The 16,729-nt window shown below is 70.2% G+C and carries 13 protein-coding genes and 4 pseudogenes; 13 read left to right on the top strand and 4 right to left on the bottom strand.

All coding sequences use genetic code 11. From position 1 onward, the window contains the following. Positions 1-4: 4 nt before the first annotated feature. From IPI43_12235 to IPI43_12225, 3 genes and pseudogenes are all read right to left on the bottom strand, one after another. On the bottom strand, positions 5-1,135 hold the full coding sequence (locus IPI43_12235; protein MBK7774880.1) for a Rieske 2Fe-2S domain-containing protein: 1,131 nt from the start codon (positions 1,133-1,135) through the stop codon (positions 5-7). Next, the gene (locus IPI43_12230) at positions 1,102-2,166 is read right to left on the bottom strand and encodes a methyltransferase domain-containing protein (protein ID MBK7774879.1); all 1,065 of its coding nucleotides are present in this window, start codon (positions 2,164-2,166) and stop codon (positions 1,102-1,104) included. The genes IPI43_12235 and IPI43_12230 overlap by 34 nt, the downstream gene beginning before the upstream one ends. A gap of 168 nt (positions 2,167-2,334) precedes the next feature. Then, a pseudogene (locus tag IPI43_12225) lies at positions 2,335-3,291 on the bottom strand (LysR family transcriptional regulator). A gap of 477 nt (positions 3,292-3,768) precedes the next feature. Here IPI43_12225 and IPI43_12220 point away from each other — a divergent pair. The 12 genes and pseudogenes from IPI43_12220 (at position 3,769) to IPI43_12165 (ending at position 15,526) form a co-directional block, all read left to right on the top strand. Further along, complete coding sequence (locus IPI43_12220) at positions 3,769-4,062, top strand: OB-fold domain-containing protein (GenBank protein MBK7774878.1); 294 nt, start codon at positions 3,769-3,771, stop codon at positions 4,060-4,062. 326 nt (positions 4,063-4,388) lie between these two features. After that, positions 4,389-4,646 (top strand): hypothetical protein, encoded by a 258-nt coding sequence (locus IPI43_12215; GenBank protein MBK7774877.1) that lies wholly within the window; start codon positions 4,389-4,391, stop codon positions 4,644-4,646. A gap of 477 nt (positions 4,647-5,123) precedes the next feature. Then, a pseudogene (locus tag IPI43_12210) lies at positions 5,124-6,165 on the top strand (thiolase domain-containing protein). Between the two features lie 24 nt (positions 6,166-6,189). Further along, positions 6,190-7,070, top strand: a pseudogene (locus tag IPI43_12205) (sulfate adenylyltransferase subunit 2). Between the two features lie 225 nt (positions 7,071-7,295). Then, on the top strand, positions 7,296-8,444 hold the full coding sequence (locus IPI43_12200; protein ID MBK7774876.1) for a sulfate adenylyltransferase: 1,149 nt from the start codon (positions 7,296-7,298) through the stop codon (positions 8,442-8,444). A gap of 574 nt (positions 8,445-9,018) precedes the next feature. Further along, positions 9,019-9,702, top strand: a complete 684-nt coding sequence (locus IPI43_12195) for a zinc-binding dehydrogenase (GenBank protein MBK7774875.1) — start codon at positions 9,019-9,021, stop codon at positions 9,700-9,702. A gap of 129 nt (positions 9,703-9,831) precedes the next feature. After that, entirely contained in the window at positions 9,832-11,499 is a 1,668-nt protein-coding gene (locus tag IPI43_12190) for an NADH-quinone oxidoreductase subunit L (GenBank protein MBK7774874.1), read from the top strand. After that, a complete protein-coding gene (locus tag IPI43_12185) occupies positions 11,496-12,740 on the top strand; it encodes a DUF2309 family protein (GenBank protein ID MBK7774873.1) in 1,245 nt (414 codons plus the stop codon). The genes IPI43_12190 and IPI43_12185 overlap by 4 nt, the downstream gene beginning before the upstream one ends. Positions 12,741-12,917: 177 nt before the next feature. Beyond that, on the top strand, positions 12,918-13,181 hold the full coding sequence (locus tag IPI43_12180; protein ID MBK7774872.1) for a DUF2309 family protein: 264 nt from the start codon (positions 12,918-12,920) through the stop codon (positions 13,179-13,181). After that, a complete protein-coding gene (locus tag IPI43_12175; GenBank protein ID MBK7774871.1) occupies positions 13,145-13,969 on the top strand; it encodes a DUF2309 family protein in 825 nt (274 codons plus the stop codon). The genes IPI43_12180 and IPI43_12175 overlap by 37 nt, the downstream gene beginning before the upstream one ends. Next, positions 13,962-14,444, top strand: coding sequence for an AIR carboxylase family protein (locus IPI43_12170; GenBank protein ID MBK7774870.1), 483 nt, complete (start codon positions 13,962-13,964; stop codon positions 14,442-14,444). The genes IPI43_12175 and IPI43_12170 overlap by 8 nt, the downstream gene beginning before the upstream one ends. Continuing rightward, positions 14,437-15,526: pseudogene (locus IPI43_12165) on the top strand (5-(carboxyamino)imidazole ribonucleotide synthase). The gene IPI43_12170 and the pseudogene IPI43_12165 overlap by 8 nt, the downstream one beginning before the upstream one ends. Before the next feature lie 19 nt (positions 15,527-15,545). Here IPI43_12165 and IPI43_12160 read toward each other — a convergent pair. Next, positions 15,546-16,178, bottom strand: coding sequence for a TetR/AcrR family transcriptional regulator (locus tag IPI43_12160; GenBank protein ID MBK7774869.1), 633 nt, complete (start codon positions 16,176-16,178; stop codon positions 15,546-15,548). Positions 16,179-16,201: 23 nt separating this feature from the next. Between IPI43_12160 and IPI43_12155 the strand changes: the two genes are divergently transcribed. Next, positions 16,202-16,687, top strand: coding sequence for a hypothetical protein (locus IPI43_12155; protein ID MBK7774868.1), 486 nt, complete (start codon positions 16,202-16,204; stop codon positions 16,685-16,687). Positions 16,688-16,729 lie beyond the last annotated feature (42 nt).

The raw sequence follows: 16,729 nt of genomic DNA, 5'->3' as shown, positions 1-16,729 counted from the left end.
CCGCTCACACGTAGAACTGCTGCACCCAGCGGCGCATCGCGATGACCGGGCCGTCTTCCGCCACCAAGCCCGGCTGCGGGCGGTAGGCCTTGGTCTCCCAGATCTCGAGGTCTTGCTCCCACTGCGAGACCCAGTGGCCCACCACGAAGCGCGCGAGGCCGTCGGGGACGTGCCGCTCGGCGAACCAGCTGAAGCGCACGTGCTGGCGCAGCGGGCCCTTGGGCGTGTGGAACTGGAAGAGCACCACGGTGCCGCGCGCGCCGAGATCCAGCTCGAAGCGGATGACCGTGCCGGGGCCGTCGAAGCGCACGCGCGCCTTGCCGCCGCGGCCCTCCACGCGCTTGCCGCGGAACGTGACGGTGGCCTCGTTCTCGAACCAGCAGACGTGCGGCTCGCTCGGGTCCTTGCGCCACGTGGCGCTGTGCTCGAGGCCCACGCCGGGCAGCGGGACCTGCGTCCACGGGATGCGGAAGCGGTCGTGCAGGTGCGCGAAGTGCTGCACGTCGGCGCTGTTCTCGGCGAACTCCAGCAGGTTCATGCGCACGTCGTGCGCGTCCATGGCCCCACGGTAGGTGAAGCGGCCGTCGTCGATCTCGGGCATGCGGCCGAGCGCATACGGGGCCACGGCGCTCACGCCGGTGGGCGCCAGGTAGGCGCAGATCATCCCGTAGTAGACCTCGGACGGGTGCACGCCCACCCGCGCCGGGCTGCGCTTGCCGTAGGGCACGCTGACCACCTCGCCGGTGTTCGCGAACTGCCAGCCGTGGAAGCGGCACGTCAGCGCCTCGCCGCACACGTGGCCGAGCGCCAGGTGCGCGCCCAGGTGCGGGCAGAAGGCGTCCATGACCGTGATGGCCCCGCTCTCGCCGCGGAACACCACCAGCGAGCGGCCGAGCGCATGCACCGCCACCGGCTCCCTGCGCAGCTCCGTGTCGGGCAGCAGCGGGATCCAGCCCGTGGGATACACCGCCGGATACGAGCTCACGCGCGCCGCGTCGAGGGCCTCGCGCTCCTCTGGCGTGGGCGCGAGGCGCGAGGGCCGCTCACGCTTGGCCTGGTGTGCACGACGCTTCTCGAGCGCGGAGAGCAACGCCCCGATGATCACGCGGGCTTCCGAGCCAGCACGAAGAAGCACGGCGTGAAGATGCCCGTGCGGCCGCCTTGAATGAGCGCGTCGGCGCCTACGTTGAGCATGTCGCTGACGGCCTTGCTGCCTTCGGGGATGACCTTCAGCTGCTCGAACACGCCGATCATGCGGTTGCTCACGAAGCGCCCGGGCGCGCTGCGCCGCACCGACGTGAAGTTGAGCCCGCGCTCGCCCTCGAGCGGCAGGTACCAGGGCGTGCTCGCGTCGCCGCTCTGCGCCAGGTCTGTGCTGTCTTCCACCACTAGGCCGGCCTTGCGCACGGCGTCCAGCACGGCGTGCGTGCTGATCATGTCGGGCAGGCTGTCGCCCGACTCGATGTCGCGCTTGATGGTGCGGTGCGTGGGGTTGCTGCCATCGTAGCGGTCCGTGAGGCACCACTCGTACACCGCGAAGCGCGCGCCCGGCTTGAGCACGCGCGCGATCTCGCTGTAGACGCCCACGCGGTCGGGCGCGTGGCACGTGGCTTCCACCGCATAGGCTGCGTCGTAGCTCTGGTCGGCGAGCGGCATCTTCATGAAGTCGCCCTTGATGCCGCGGCACAGGTGGTCGAGGCGCGCCTCCACGTTGTAACGAGCCAGCTTCTCCAGCTGGTAGTCGTTGTTGTTCACGCCGTCCACGTTGGCGCCCGAGAAGCGCGCGATGGCGCGCATGGGACCGCCCACGCCGCAGCCCACGTCGAGCGCGGTCTGCCCCGCGCGGAGCCCCAGGCGCAGCGCCAGGTAGTGCTCGTGACGCGCTAGCGACGCCGCGAAGGCCTCGCCCTCGAAGCGCGGCGCGAAGTGGAACGACTTGCCCCAGCCACGCTCGTAGAAGTCAGTGGCCAGGTCGTAGTACTGGTTGACCATGGCGGCGTAGTCGCTGTGCCGCTCGGCGTGGGCCTGCTGCGCGTCCCGGGTGTCTTGCCCGGCTTGCCCGTCCCGGAAGAAGCGCAGGTACGAGCGGAGCGTGGACGTCACGCGCGCGTCGGCGTCGGCGTCCCGGTAGAAGTCGCGGGGCTGGGTGGCGGGCTGGGATGACATGCGCTGACTCCAAGGGTCCGTGAGGCCGGGTTGGCCTGGACCGACTGAGGTTCGGTTTGGACTGTGCGCAGCATGCCCCATCCACGGAGCAGGATCGAGAGTCCCGCACAGGGGGCTTGAATTAAAAGCTGACAGCTCGACCGCGGGTGACTTCGTGCTCGCGCGTGCTCACCGACCCCGAGACGGTTTTTTCTCGGGCTTTGGCCGCTTGGCCGCGGGGGCCGGCTTCCGCGGGGCCGCCATGGCCAGCATCTCGTCCTCGGTGCGGTCCAGCAGGCGGTGCACCAGCGGGTTCGGGTGCTGGCGCTTCACGTGGATGGCGTAGAAGGCCTCGTACAGGTCGGGCACCACGCAGTACTCCTCGAGCTCGTGACTGACGAGCTCGCCCTGCACGACGACGGCCGGCAGCAGCGCGACCAGGCCGGACGTGCGAGCGAGCACGCGCAGCATGGCCATGTCGTCGGCTTCGCTCGCGATGCGCACCCGGATGCCATGGTGCTCGCACAGCAGGTCGAACGCGTTGCGCAGCTCGCTGTCTCGGCTGGGCAGCAACATGGGCAGGTCATCCAGGTCCTGCGGGAATCGAAACGGGGTGCTGCGCCGTGGGCCCACTAGGCTCACCTGCTGACGGGCGATGCGCCGGCAGCGCCACGCGTTGTCGCCGTCGTCCTGCACGCGGGTGTTGGACAGCACGAGGTCGAGGACGTGAGCCCGCAGCCGACCGAGCAGCTCATCGAGCGAGCCCGAGTGCAGCACGAGGTGCACGGCGGTTTCCCCAGCAGCGGCGACAGGGAGCCGCCCTGGAAGTTGCGCGAGAGTGCCCCACCGCGCCGCGAGCACCTGCTGGTCGCGCTTCTTGCCTTCGCGCACGGTCGCCACCAGCTCGTTGCCGGCCGTGGCGATGGTGTCGGCGTAGTCGAGGGCGATGCGCCCGGTCTCGGTCAAGACCAGCCGCCGGCCCTCGCGCGTGAAGAGCGGTTGGCCGAGGAGTCCTCGAGCTGCCGAATCCCGCGTCGAGCGCCGACGACACTAAAACCGGGCGGCCCGTGGTGATTCACGGGCCACCGCCCAGAAGTGCAGGTGGTGGTAGTTGAGGCGCGGTGCGCGGGAGATCGTCGCGGTCATAAAAGTTCCGTAATACAGATTGATTCGATTGGAAATCAGTATTTTACGGAACGTTATCGGCGGACCACGTTCAGCCCATGGAAGAACCTCTCTCCGCCCCCTACGTCCTCGAGTACACGTACCGGCGCTCGATGGGCCCCGTGATCGGGCGCTTCCTCGAGGGCCTGCGCTGGGCTCGAGGGCGTCAAGACCGCCGGGGCCGGTGCTCTGCCCGCCCCAGGGGCGACCCCACGAGTTCGTGACGCTGCGGCCCACGGGTGTCCTCAAGTCGTGGACCTGGGTGGCCGAGCCGCGGCCCACCCACCCCCGCAAGGCGCCGTTCGCGTTCGGCCTCGTGCGGGAGGGCGGACGCATCCCATGCTCGCGGCGAAGAGCGGAGCGAGCTGCCCGGGATGCGGGTGCGGGTGCGTCGGCGCCGAAGCAGGGCAACATCCTGACATCGCTGCTTCGAGCCGAGTCGCCCATCCTGCCGGGCCGGTGCGGCTCGGGTTCAGCTGGGCCCGGCGACACCAGAGCGCCTACCTGCGGCCTTCCGGGAGGGCAAGATCATCGGCGCAGTGCCAGACCCGGCAAGGGCCCGGCCGCCGCGGTGCGAGCCCGGTGGGCAAGCCAAGAAGGCGTGGACTGCCGCACACCGGCGTGGTCACCACGTTCACGGTGGTGCGCATCCCGTTCGAGGGTCAGAAGCTGACGCCTCCCTACAGCTTCGGCGCCATCGTCTTGGACGGGGCCGACCTGCCCATCTACCACCTGATCAGCGGCGTCCTGTGACGCACGTCCGCAGGGCTGGGGTGAAGGCCAAGGGAAGCCGCGTGAGCGGTGGGAGACCTCGGTCGATCTCTATTTCGAACCGACCGGCGAACCCGACGCGCCGGAGCTACTCGGAGCGCCTCGGTGCGTGACATCGCCATAGTCCTTCCATCAACTCCCCAACGAGGCGCCGCCTGCAGGCAGATGGTGGGGCCATCGTCAACGGCCCTGCCCGGTGGGCTCACGCCGAGACGTGGGTCACCGTGAGCGGGCGACTCTCATCGGCCGGCCCTTTCGTTCGTGGCTGACGGGCTCAGCGTCGCCGCCCATCCGCGTCGCACGTGGAGATGGACGGCGCGTTCGCGCTCTACGAAGCGTGGGTGCGCCTGCTGCGCGGCGACATCGACGTGGCGCTGGTGTTCTCGTTCGGCCGCGGCTCGCTCGGGCCCATCCCGGACATCATGAACCTGACGACCTCTCGTTCAGCGTCGGGCTCGACCAGCGCGGCGGCCTGGCGCGCGCTCATCGACGCGGGCAAGGCCACCGAGCGCGACTTCGCGGACATCGCGGTGCGCAGCCGGCGGCCATCGAACCACGCCAGGTGAAGGGCGAGTTCGACGCGAAGAAAGATCCTGGAAGGAGGCCCTACCTCAGCTCGCCTGCGCAAGAGCTTCCCGCCGTCACCGACGGCGCCGCCTGCGTCATCCTGGCCAGCGGCGACAAAGGCCCGCGCTCTCAAGCGCCCGGTTCATCCGCGGCATCGACCACGCGTGAGGCCCTCGCGGCCTGCGCGACCTCCGAGCCCCTCGGCGCCCTCCGGCGGGCCGGTGAAGGCCAAGGTGGACGTGGCCGAGCGCCGCCCCTCGCGCACCAGGAGATCATCTTGAAAGAAGCGCTGGGCGGCCGAGCGTCCGCATCAACCCTGGGGGGCGCGCTCGCGCCGGCTCGTCATGACCACCGGTCTCATCCGCTTGGAGAGGCCGCCGCCCGCATCGTGGACGCAGCGCCCGCGCCGTGGCCCACTGCGACGGACCGTGCCTGCAGCAGAACCTGGTTGCCGGAGGCTGAGTGATGTCTGAACGTTGCGCCGTCTCGGCATTGGCCAGACCGAACACCGCGAGACCAGGGCGTCTCTGCTCCCTGGGCTCTGCGGAGGCGCTGTTCCGCCCCTCGAGGACGCCGACCGCACGCTCGGGGACGCCATCGTCATCGGCACGGCCCCGACGTGTTCGAGGGCGGTGCCGGACTCTTCATGGCCGACGCGCTGCGCGTGGAACCCTCTTCCGCGTGCACACCGCCGGCTCCGTGGGCGGCTCGACGGCGGTGGTGGCCAGCCACGATCAGGCGGCGTGCACCAGCAGGTGCTCACCCCTCGCGTTCGAGAAGCAGAGCAGGCAACGCCATGTGCCTCGCCCGCCATCCCCTTCCAGCCGCAGCTGGTGGCCGGCGCCGGCGGCTACTTCCGCGCCGCTCATCCGCGGTACTGGCGCGGCACGACGCGCACCCCGACGCGGATGGTGGCCGTGGACCGCGAGCAGGCCTCTTGACCCCCAAGGCGCACCTGCACCTCAAGCAGACGCTCGGCGAGGTGAAGGCCTCGCCCATGCTGTGGGACCGATCCGCTACTCGGGGCCTGCCCCTCCGACGGCGCCGTCGCCATGGTGCTGGCCAGCGACAAGCACGCCAAGGGCTGCACCGTGGATCCTGCGCGTGCGCACCGAGGCGCACGTTCGCGGGCCGCGACCAGGTCAACCTAAGGCCGGCCAGATGTGCGCCAGGGACGACGACCAGGCGCGTCGACCCCGCAAGGACGTGGACTGCGCCGAGATCCGTGCCTTCTCTGGTTCGAGCCCATGGCTCGAGAACCTCGGCTTCGCGAGCGGGCGAGGGCTGGAAGTGGACCATGGAGGGCAGGACCCGCTGGCGGTCAGCTGCCCCTCAACTGAGCGGCGGCGTGCTCTGCACCAACCCCATCCGCCATAGCATGATCCACTTCCGCGACCGCCCGCCAGGGGCGCGGCACCGCCGAGCGGCACCAGGTGGACGGCGCCAAGATCGCCGTCGGCCCACGCCTACAGTGGCGGTTCGCAGTTCTTCGCCATGGGCGTCGGTAGCGCCCGCTAAAGTCCGAGGGGATGACGGATGAGCATGGGTGAACACTCAGTCACCTCCAGGCAGCTCGAGGCCGGAGAGAGCATCCAGATCATCCGCGAGGCCGCGGCCGAGTTCGACAAGCCGGTGATGCTGTACAGCATCGGCAAGGACTCGTCGGTGCTGCTGCGCCTGGCCCTCAAGGCGCGCGCGGGGCATCTTCCCGCTGCTGCGCATCGACACCACTGTGGAAGTTCCAGGATGATCGCGTTTCCGCAGACTGGCGCTCGACGACCTGCTCGTGCACGAACCCGGCGGGGGCAACGGTGGGATCACGCCGTTCACGCACGGGAGCAACAAGTACACGGGCGTCATGAAGACCGACGCGCTCAAGCAGGCCCTCACCAAGTACGGCTTCGACTGCGCGTTCGGTGGCGCGCGGCGCGACGAGGAGAAGTCGCGCGCCAAGGAGCGGGTCTACTCGTTCCGCGACCGGTTCCAGCAGTGGGACCCGAAGAACCAGCGCCCCGAGCTGTGGAACCTACAACGGAAGATCAACCAGGGCGAGAGCACGCGGGTGTTCGATCTCCAACTGGACCGAGCTGGACGTCTGGCTCTACATCTGGCTCGAGAAGATCCCGGTTCCCTCGCTGTACTTCGCGGCCCCGCGCCCGGTGGTGGACCGGCAGGGGACCATGATCATGATCGACGACGACCGCATGCCCTTCGAGCCCGGCGAGACGCCGCGTGACGAGGTGGTGCGCTTCCGCACGCTCGGCTGCTACCCGCTGAGCGGCGCGGTGCACTCACAGGCCGACACGCTGCCCAAGGTCATCCAGGAGATGCTGCTGAACAAGTTCTCCGAGCGACAGGGGCGCTTGATCGACACGGACGAAGAAGGTTCGATGGAGAAGAAGAAGAAGGAAGGCTACTTCTGATGTCGGACTTCCACGAAAAAAGGACCTGATCGCGGCGGACATCGAGGGCTACCTCGAGAAGTATCGGGGCAAGGAGCCTGCCGCCTTCGTCGCGATCGGCTCGGTGGACGACGGCAAGTCCACGCTCATCGGGCGCCTGCTGTACGACACGGGCATGGTCTTCGAGGACCAGCTGGCGGCGCTCGAGAAGGGCAGCGCCTCGACGACGGCAGCATCGACTTCTCGTTGCTCACCGACGGCCTCAAGGCCGAGCGCGAGCAGGGCATCACCATCGACGTGGCCTACCGCTACTTCGCCACGCCGAAGCGCAAGTTCATCATCGCCGACACGCCGGGGCACGTGCAGTACACGCGCAACATGGTGACCGGCGCGTCCACGGCGGACGTGGCGCTCATCTTGATCGACGCGCGCAAGGGCGTGCTCGAGCAGTCGCGGCGGCACGCGTTCGTGGCCTCGCTGCTGGGCATCCCACCTCGCGTGTGCATCAACAAGATGGACCTGGTGGACTTCTCAGAAGAGGTGTTCGATCAGATCAGCGCCGACTTCCACGCCTACGCGGCCAGCATGAAGCTGGCGAAGACCATCACGTGCTTCCCGGTGAGCGCGAAGAACGGCGACAACTGCGTCACCAAGAGCCCGGCCACGCCGTGGTACCAGGGGCAGAGCGTGCTCGCCCACCTCGAGACGGTGCCGGTGGCGCAGGACCGCGACCTCGGCACTCCGCTTCCCGGTGCAGTACGTCATCCGCCCGAACCTGGACTACCGCGGGTTCGCGGGGGGGGATCGCCAGCGGCTGGTGAAGAAGGGCGACACGCTGGTGTCGCTGCCGTCGGCCGGTCGTCCAAGGTCAAGGCCATCGACGTGTACGAGGGCGAGCTCGACGAGGCGTTCACGCCGCAGTCGGTGACCATCCGACTCGAGGACGGGATCGACGTGCCGCGGCGACATGCTGGGCACGCACACGACCTCCCGCACGTGCGCCGCACCTTCGACGCCTACGTGGTGTGGATGAACGAGACGCCGCTCGACCGCGAGAAGAGCTACCTGATCAAGCACACCACGCAGTACGTGCGGGCCGAGGTGCGGGATCTCCACTTCAAGGTGGACATGGGCTCGCTCGCGCTCGAGACCATGATCACGGCGTGCAAGGCGTGCACGGACGCCGGCTTGGTCACCGTCTGCGCTTTCCCGGCCTACACGCCGGGCGATCGCGAGCGCTGCGCCACGCATCGGCGAGACCGCGTGGGCAGGTGTTCGTGGACACCGACCTCGGCTCTGAGCGCCGCCCCGAGGGCGACTTCGCGGGCTTCACGCGGCCGGAGAACGCCGACGTGGCGGTGGGCCTCGACAAGATGCGCATCGACGAGGCCGTGAAGCTCGTGATGGACGCGCTCGAGACGCGGGGGCAATTCCGCGCACAGCAGACAGGAGGTCGAACACGCTGAACCTGGATCGCAGCTCGTCCCCGTGCGGGCAGGCGCTGGCGCTGGGCGAGCTGCCCCCCAGATGCACGCCTACGTCATCCCCCGAGGCGCTTCGGTGCCCACGCAGTCGTTCGTCCAGGTGATCGACGTCTGGGTCCGGCCCCGGTAGGTCTGGTGCGGTCATGGCGGCGGCGTCAGCTCAACGGCATCTGGCGGGCTCGGAGCCGGTGAACATCTCCGCAACCATGGCTCGACCTCGTCGTTCCGGGTCGACGCGTCCGGTGTGGTGTGGGCCATCGGAGAAGGCGTCACCGGCTGGAAGGTGGGCGACGAGGTGGTGCTGCGCTGCAACCACTTGCTCGAGCCCGGCGCGTCCGACCTGCAGACGATCTGGGGCTACGGACGCCCGAGGCTTTGCCAGTTCCCGCGTGCAGGCCAGCAGCTGCTGCGGAAGCCGCCCCAGCTCAGCTGGGGAGGAGGCGGCCAGCTACGGGCCTCACCTACTACACCGCGCACCGCAGCTGGTGGACCGCGCCAAGGTGCAGCCCGGCGAGGTGGTGCTCGTGTGGGGTGCGGCAGGGGGCCTCGGGGTGTTCGCCGTGCAGCTCGCCGCCGCGATGGGGGCGCGTCCCATCGCCGTGGTGTCGAGCGACGACAAGGCCGAGCTCTGCCTGCGCCTCGGTGCGGTGGGCGTCATCAACCGCGCGGAGTTCCCCGCGCTGCACTTCCGCGACGACATGAGCGCCGCCGAGCAGGCCGCGCACGGGCGCGCGATCCGGGCCTTCGGAGAGCGCATCTGGCAGATCCTCGGAGAGCGCACGGGCCCTGACGTGGTCTTCGAGCACGTGGGCAAGAGCACCTTCCCGGCCAGCGTCTTCTTGGCCAACCGCTATGGCCGAATCGTCATCTGCGGTGCCACCACCGGCTATCAGCTCACGTTCGACGTGCGTCACCTGTGGATGCGGCAGAAGCAGATCATCGGCTCCCACTTCGCCGACGCCGACTCGTGTCGGCGCGCCAACGCGCTGATGCGAGACGGCAAGGTCAAGCCCGTCCTGACACGCGTGTTCACGTGGGAAGAGATCCCGGAGGCGCACCAGCTCATGTACGAGAACAAGCTGCACGGCACCGTGGCGTGTCTCGTCGGTGCCGCCCGCCCTGGCCTCACGAGCTACGGCGAGAGCCTCGTCGGGCGGGCCGATCGCTAGCCTGCGGCGCTCCGCGCGCCCTCCTGGGCGTCGCCCAAAACGTTCATAAATAGAGAACGTATGTTTTACCACATTGTATTTTACGGAACATAGGGGCCGGGCTATCTCCCGGGAACACGGAGTTCAACCATGTCCATGACCGTCGCTTTCCTCCTCTCGGTACCCCTGCTCTTCGGCATCGCGGCGCTTTGTCTCACGCTGCCGACCACGGGCGCCTTTGCGCGCTTCACCCTCCCCCGCCGCTGGCGTGTGGCCCAGCTGGCGGCACACACCGCGCCGCTGCTCACCGGCATCGCGGCATGCGCGCACCTGATGGGGTCTGGCGCCCACGTGGTGCACGTGTCGCTGCCCGGAGCAGGCCTCCTCGCCCACGCCATCGGTGGGGCTCCCGCCACGCTGAGCGTGCGAGGGGACGGCCTCTCGCTGATCATGCTCGGCCTCGTCACCCTCGTGGCGCTGGTCATCATGCGCTTCTCGCAGCGCTACCTGGCTGGTGAGCCGGGCCAGCTGCGCTACCTGCGCGCGCTCCTGCTCATCCTCGCGGCCGTCAGCCTGCTGGTCATCGCGAACCACCTGCTGGTGCTGGCGGCTGCGTGGAGCATCTCGAGCATCGCGCTCCACCAGCTGCTGACGTTCTACCCAGACCGCCCGCAGGCGCTGGTGGCCGCTCACAAGAAGTTCCTCATGAGCCGGATCGCGGACCTTGCGCTCTTCACCGCGCTGCTGCTGCTGCACCACGGCTTCGGCACGCTCGAGCTCGACGTCCTCGCCGCGCGCGCGCAGCAGGGCATGCCCGAGTCGCTGTCCATCGAGGCGGCCGGCGCGCTGCTGGCGGCTGGAGTCATGCTGCGCTCCGCCCAGCTCCCGTTCCACGGATGGCTGATCCAGGTGATGGAGACCCCCACGCCCGTGTCCGCCCTGCTCCACGCGGGCATCGTCAACATCGGCGGGTTCGTCCTCATCCGCCTGAGCGGGCTGCTCCCGCTCCTCGAGGTGGCGCAGACCCTGCTGGTGCTCGGGGGCGCCCTGACGGCAACGCTCGCCGCGCTCGTCATGACCACGCGGGTGAGCGTGAAGGTCGGTTTGGCCTGGTCCACCTGCGCCCAGATGGGCTTCATGTTGGTGGAGTGTGGGCTCGGCGCCTTCGACCTCGCGCTGCTCCACCTGGTGGCGCACTCGCTCTACAAGGCTCACGCGTTCCTCGGCTCGGGACGCGTGGTGCAGGCCTCCGTGGCCGCGCGCATGCGGCACCACGAGGACGCCGCTAGCCCCGCGCGCTCCATGGCGGCCCTCGGCCTCGCGCTGCCCACCGTGTTCGCTGCCGACGCGCTCCTGGGAGGTGGCCTCGGCTCGAGCCACGCCGGCTGGGCGGCCGGCTTCATCGCCGCGCTGGCGATCACGCCTCTGCTGGCCCGAGTGGACCTTCAGCGTGGCGTCCGCGCCAACGCCATCCTCGTCGGGGCCGCCGTGGCCGCGCTGCTGCTGTACCTCGGCTTGCATGCGGGCTTCGGGCTCGCGTTCCCGTCGAGCGCTCCCAGCGCTCCCGGCGTGGCCAGCCTGCTGCGCCTAGCGCTGGTCGTGGGTCTCTTCGGCGCGAGCTTCGCCGTGCACACGTGGCTCACCGCAGCGCCCACCGGACCGCTGGCGCGGCGCCTCTTCCCCATGGTCTTCGCCGGCTTCTACCTCGACGAGGTCTTCACGCGCCTCACCTTCGCGCTCTGGCCGCCGCGCTCGCTCGAGTCGGCCAGCCCCGCTTCCGCCATCTCCCGAACCACCATCGTCAGGAGCGCCGCATGACCTCCCTCACCGTCGACACGCCAACGCCCTCGTCCGCGCGGGCGGCCCGAGAGGCTCCGCTCCGGCTCGCGATCGTCGCCGCCATCGACGCCGCCTGCGCACGCATCGCGCCGGCCTGGCCGCTCGATCGCCTGATCGCGGTGAACCCCTACTGGGGCTTCGTGGACCGCCCCATCGAGGACGCCGCCGCCCACCTGACCGCGCTCTCCGGGACGCGCCTGACCATGGCGCGCAGCGGGTTCCGGGCGCGCTTCGCTGCGGGTGAGTTTGCGGAGCGGCACCTGCTCGCGGCCCTGCGCGAGAGCGGCCCGGAGCTGTCGCTCGAAGGTGTCCTCGACGAGCTCGAGAAGCCGGAGCAGGCCACCGCCCGCTACCCGTCCATGGTCGACTGGCTGGACGCGCACCGTGACCTCGACCGCGAGCTCTCCTTCGATGACCTGGTCACGCGCCAGCTCAGCCAGACCTGCGCCGCGTATGCAGACGACGCTCAGGCGAGCTGGTCGGTGTCGCGCGACGGTGGGCTGTACGCCGCGTTCCGGGCGCTGCTCGTGGACGACGAGTCCCCGCGGCTCCTGGTCGGCCTGACGGGGCTCGGCGCAGCGGCGAAGAAGCTGCCGGAAGACCCGAGGGCCCTCATCGGGCACGCCCTCTCTGCCATGAAGCTCGCTCCCTCGGAGTACGAGGACTACCTCACCGCGCTGCTGCTGAGCGTGCTCGGTTGGGCGTCGGCCTTCGCCTTCACGCGCTGGGACGCACGCCTCGTGGGGCGCGACGACGACGCCATCGTGCACCTGCTGGCGGCTCGCCTCCGTGGGAGCTGCTGCTCCACCAGCGGGTCGCGGGCGAGGAGCTCCGGCTCGGGTGGCGAACGGCTCGCCGTGAGTGGACCACGCGACTCCCTTCCCAGCGTGATCGCACGCGGGTGGACTGGGTGGCTCAGCGCGCGCTCGAGCTGTCCTATCAGGAGCCGCTGCTCTCGGCCCTCGGCCGCCGCGAGCATGTGGCCGCGAGCGCATACCCCAGCGCGCAGCTGGTGTTCTGCATCGACGTGCGCTCCGAGGTCATCCGCCGCTGCGTCGAGCATGGGCGACCGCAGCTCCAGACGCTCGGCTTCGCGGGCTTCTTCGGTCTGCCAGTGGCCTACCAGCCACTGCGCGGGGGCGCCCGCGCTCAGCTCCCGGGTCTCCTCGCCCCCAGCCTGCGCATCGTGGACCGCGGCGAGCACCACGCCCGTGCAGTGAGCGCGGCCTCTCGAGAGGCCTCTGTGGCAGGGACCACGGAGGGGCTCGCCCGCAGTCCGGTCTCCACCTTCTCGTGGGTGGAGACCCTCGGCCTCGGCGCGGCGGTGTCGCTCCTGCGCGACACGTGCGCTCTCGGCGACGGCGGTGCCGACCCGCTCCGGCACCACCCGCACGAGCATGAGCTCGGGCCAGTGCTCCTGGGCGAAGACGGCCTCGAGCTCCCCGTCGAGCGCCGGGCGGCTCGCGGCGGGGATCCTGCGAGGTATGAGCCTCACCGGTGGCTTCGCGCGGCTGGTCGCCTTGTTCGGGCACACGGCCACGAGTGACAACAACCCGCTTGCTGCGGGACTGCAGTGCGGCGCTTGCGGCGGGCAGGGTGAGGTCAACGCGCGCCCCTGGCGGCGTTGCTCAACGACCCGGCGGTGCGGGCCGCGCTCGTGAGCGAGGGCATCGACGTCCCCGAGAGCACCCACTTCCTTGGCGGGGTGCACGACACCACCACCGACGAGCTCCGGCTCTTCGACCTCACCACGTTGCCGAGCACGCACCGCCCCGACCTGGCGCAGCTCCAGCAAGAGCTTCTGGCCGCCACGCAGCGAGCACGCGAAGAGCGCGCGAAGAGCTTGGGGCTCGGCGATGCACCGCGCGAGTCGCTCGGCGCCCGACTGCGGCGTCGGTCACGCGACTGGTCGGAGGTGCGTCCGGAGTGGGGGCTCGCGCGCAATGCGGCGCTGATCGTCGCGCCCCGCGAGCGCACGCGGGACCTCGACCTCGATGGACGTGCGTTCCTGCACGAGTACCGCGCCGAGCAAGACACGGGCTTCGCCGTCCTCGAGCAGATCATGTGCGCCCCCATGGTGGTCGCCCACTTCATCAACATGCAGTACTACGCGTCGACGGTGGACAACCTCCGCTACGGGAGCGGCAACAAGGTGCTCCACAACGTGGTCGGGGGCACCGTGGGCGTGTTCCAGGGAGCCGGAGGCGACCTGCGCATCGGACTCCCGCGCCAGTCGCTGCACGACGGGGACGACTGGGTCCACGTGCCCCAGCGCCTGAGCGTGTTCCTCGAGGCGCCGCGCACCGCGATCGACGCCGTCATCGCCAAGCACGCGCTGGTCCGCAACCTGGTCGACCACGAGTGGCTGTTCGTCTTCGCGATCGAGCCCGGTGGCGGCGCGATCCACCAGCGGACCCCACGCGGGTGGGAGAGGAGCGAGCATGTCTGACCCCATCGTGGGCGTGATCATGGGCAGCCAGTCGTACTGGAAGACCATGAAGGGCGCGGCCGTCATCCTCGAGGGCTCGGATCCCGTTCGAGGCGCGCATCGTGTCGGCGCTGGACGCCCCAGCGCCTCTGGGACTACGGTCGCCAAGCGGTGGGCCGTGGGCTCCGCGTCATCATCGCGGGCGCCGGCGGGCGGCGCATCTCCCCGGCATGATGGCGTCGAAGGGCGCCTCCCGGTCATCGGGGTGCCTGTCCAGACCCAGGCGCTCGCGGGCGTGGACAGCCTCTACTCCATCGTCCAGATGCCGCGCGGCTACCCCGTGGCCACCATGGCCATCGGGGCGGCCGGTGCCGCCAACGCGGGCCTGATGGCGGCGTCCATCCTCGCCCTCGGCGACCCTGCGCTGGCGCAGCGCCTGGACGCATGGCGAGCGCGCTTGTCGCTCGCCGTGGAGGAGGTCCCGCGCGATGAGTGAGGCGGTCTCCGCGCCCGGGGCCCTCGTTCCCGGGCAGACCATCGGCATTCTCGGAGGCGGCCAGCTGGGCCGCATGCTCGCCATCGCGGCCGCCCGCCTGGGGCTGCGCGTGCACACCTTCGATCCCGATCCGGGGTGTCCCGCAGCCGACGTGTCCAAGCGCCTGACCGTCGCGCGCTTCGATGACGTGGCCGCCATGGAGCGCTTCGCCGACAGCGTGGACGCCATCACCTTCGAGTGGGAGAGCGTGCCGACGGGCGCGCTCCGCGCGCTGCAGGAAACGCCGCCCATCCGGCCCCCAATCGACGCCGTCTGCGTGCTGCAGGACCGGCTGAGCGAGAAGCGCTTCCTCGAGGGGCTGGGCCTGCGCGTTGCGCCGTTCGAGCCGCTGGACACCCCCGACGCGCTCGAGCGCGCCCTCGAGCGCATCGGCATGCCCGCCATCGTGAAGACGCGGCACGCGGCTACGACGGAGGGTCAGGTGCGCGTCACGGGCCCCGACGACCTCACGCGGCGCGCGTCGTGGCTCAGCAGCCGTGTGTGAGCTCCGAGGGCTTCGTGCGCTTCGACCGCGAGGTGTCGGTCATCGCGGCGCGTGTGGTCTGACGGCGCGCGGACCACGTCCGACCCTGGCGAGAACGTCACCGCGACGGGATCCTGCGCACCACTCCGTGTCCCAGCGCGCGGACCGCGCCCAGCGCGAGAGGCCGTGGCTCGCCGAACGGATCCTCACCGGCATCGACTACGTTGGCGTGCTGGGCGTTGAGCTCTTCGTCACGCCCGGTGGCCTACTGGTCAACGAGGTGGCGCCACGCGTGCACAACTCGGGGCACTGGACCGAGGCGGGCTGTCAGGTGGACCAGTTCGAGCAGCACATCCGCGCCGTGGCGGGCTGGCCGCTCGGCCCCACCACGCGGCACTCCGACGTCACCATGGAGAACCTCATCGGACACGAGGTGGAGCGTTGGTCGCTGCACCTCGGAAATCCGGCCGCCTCGCTGCGCCTCTACGGCAAGTCGACCATACTGCCCGGCAGAAAGATGGGCCATGTCAACCGCATCGACCGCCGATCGGCGCCATGATGGGACCCAGGGTTGCGCGTCACTCGAGCGGCGCGCTCATGGCCGTGCGCCACAGCTCGCGCGCCTCGGGCACCAGCAGGCCGCCGGCCACGAACTCGGCCAGCTCACCCAGCTCGGCCTCACGGGCGCGCGCGGTGGTGTCCAGCTTGCCGTCGATGGTCAACCCGCGGAAGGCCGCCTGCAGGATGCCGGCGATGGTATCCGGGCGCCCGCTGCGCAGCTGCCCGCGCGCCATGCCCTCGCGCACCAGCTCGGTGAGCAGCGCGAGCTCACGCTCGTAGTAGGGCAGCATGGACTCGTTCACGGCGGGCTTCATGGCCTCCCACGTGGCCTGCGTGAGCCCCCAGCGCGCGATCTCGCGGTCGAAGGTCTGGATGCGTCGCCGCGCGTAGCAGGCCAGCTGCGTCACGGGGCAGGGTTGCTGCCGCACGGTGGCTTCGAAGTCGTCCCAGTGCGCGGTGAGCACGCGCTCCACGGCCACCTTGAAGATGGTGGCCTTGCCATCCGGGAAGTGGTGATAGAGCGTGGTCTTGGCCAGGCGCGCCCGCAGCGCCAGGTCGGACAGGGTGGTGCCTTCGATGCCGAAGCGCGCGAAGAGCACGAGCGCAGCGTCTAGGATGCGGCCGCGGGGGTCGGGGAGGTGCTTGGCCATGGGCGAGGGGGTAGGCTGAGACTATGTCACGCCATCGCCTCTCCCTCCCGTCCTTTGCCCTCTTGCTGGGGGTTGCGTCGTTCACCGGGTGCACGCCGGCCGGGGCGGGGCCCGCGCCCGCCTTCGCGCCGGACACGTCGGCGCCCCAGAGTCAGTATGGCTCGCACATGACGGTGGGCCTGCGCGTCTTGACCGACCCCGCCGAGGACGAGCAGCGCGTGCAGCTGGTGGCCGTGGTGCGCGACCTCGACGGCGTGGAGGCCACCACCGACCTCGGCGAGTACGAGGGGCGCGTGGTGGAAGAGCCGGCCAATCCCGACGAGCTACTGCGCGTGCGCGTCACGCACCCCACGGGCCCTGGGTCGGTCACGGTGGCCAACCCGGAAGACGGAGTGCTCGAGGTGCGCCACACGCCAGACTCGGGCGAGCCCCCCACGGTGCGCCGCATCCCGGTGCGCGCGAACACGCCCATCCGCGCGAGCGAGCCGCGCGTTCAGCAGCCGGACTGAGGGAGCAGCGCAGGTCACGCACGGTCAGCGTTCACGCGGGAG

The organism is Sandaracinaceae bacterium, from assembly GCA_016706685.1.
In the GTDB taxonomy this organism is placed as follows: domain Bacteria; phylum Myxococcota_A; class Polyangia; order Polyangiales; family Houyiibacteriaceae; genus JADJJE01.
The sequence above is the reverse complement of the archived record's forward strand: the minus strand, read 5'-3'. Positions and strand labels throughout refer to the sequence as shown.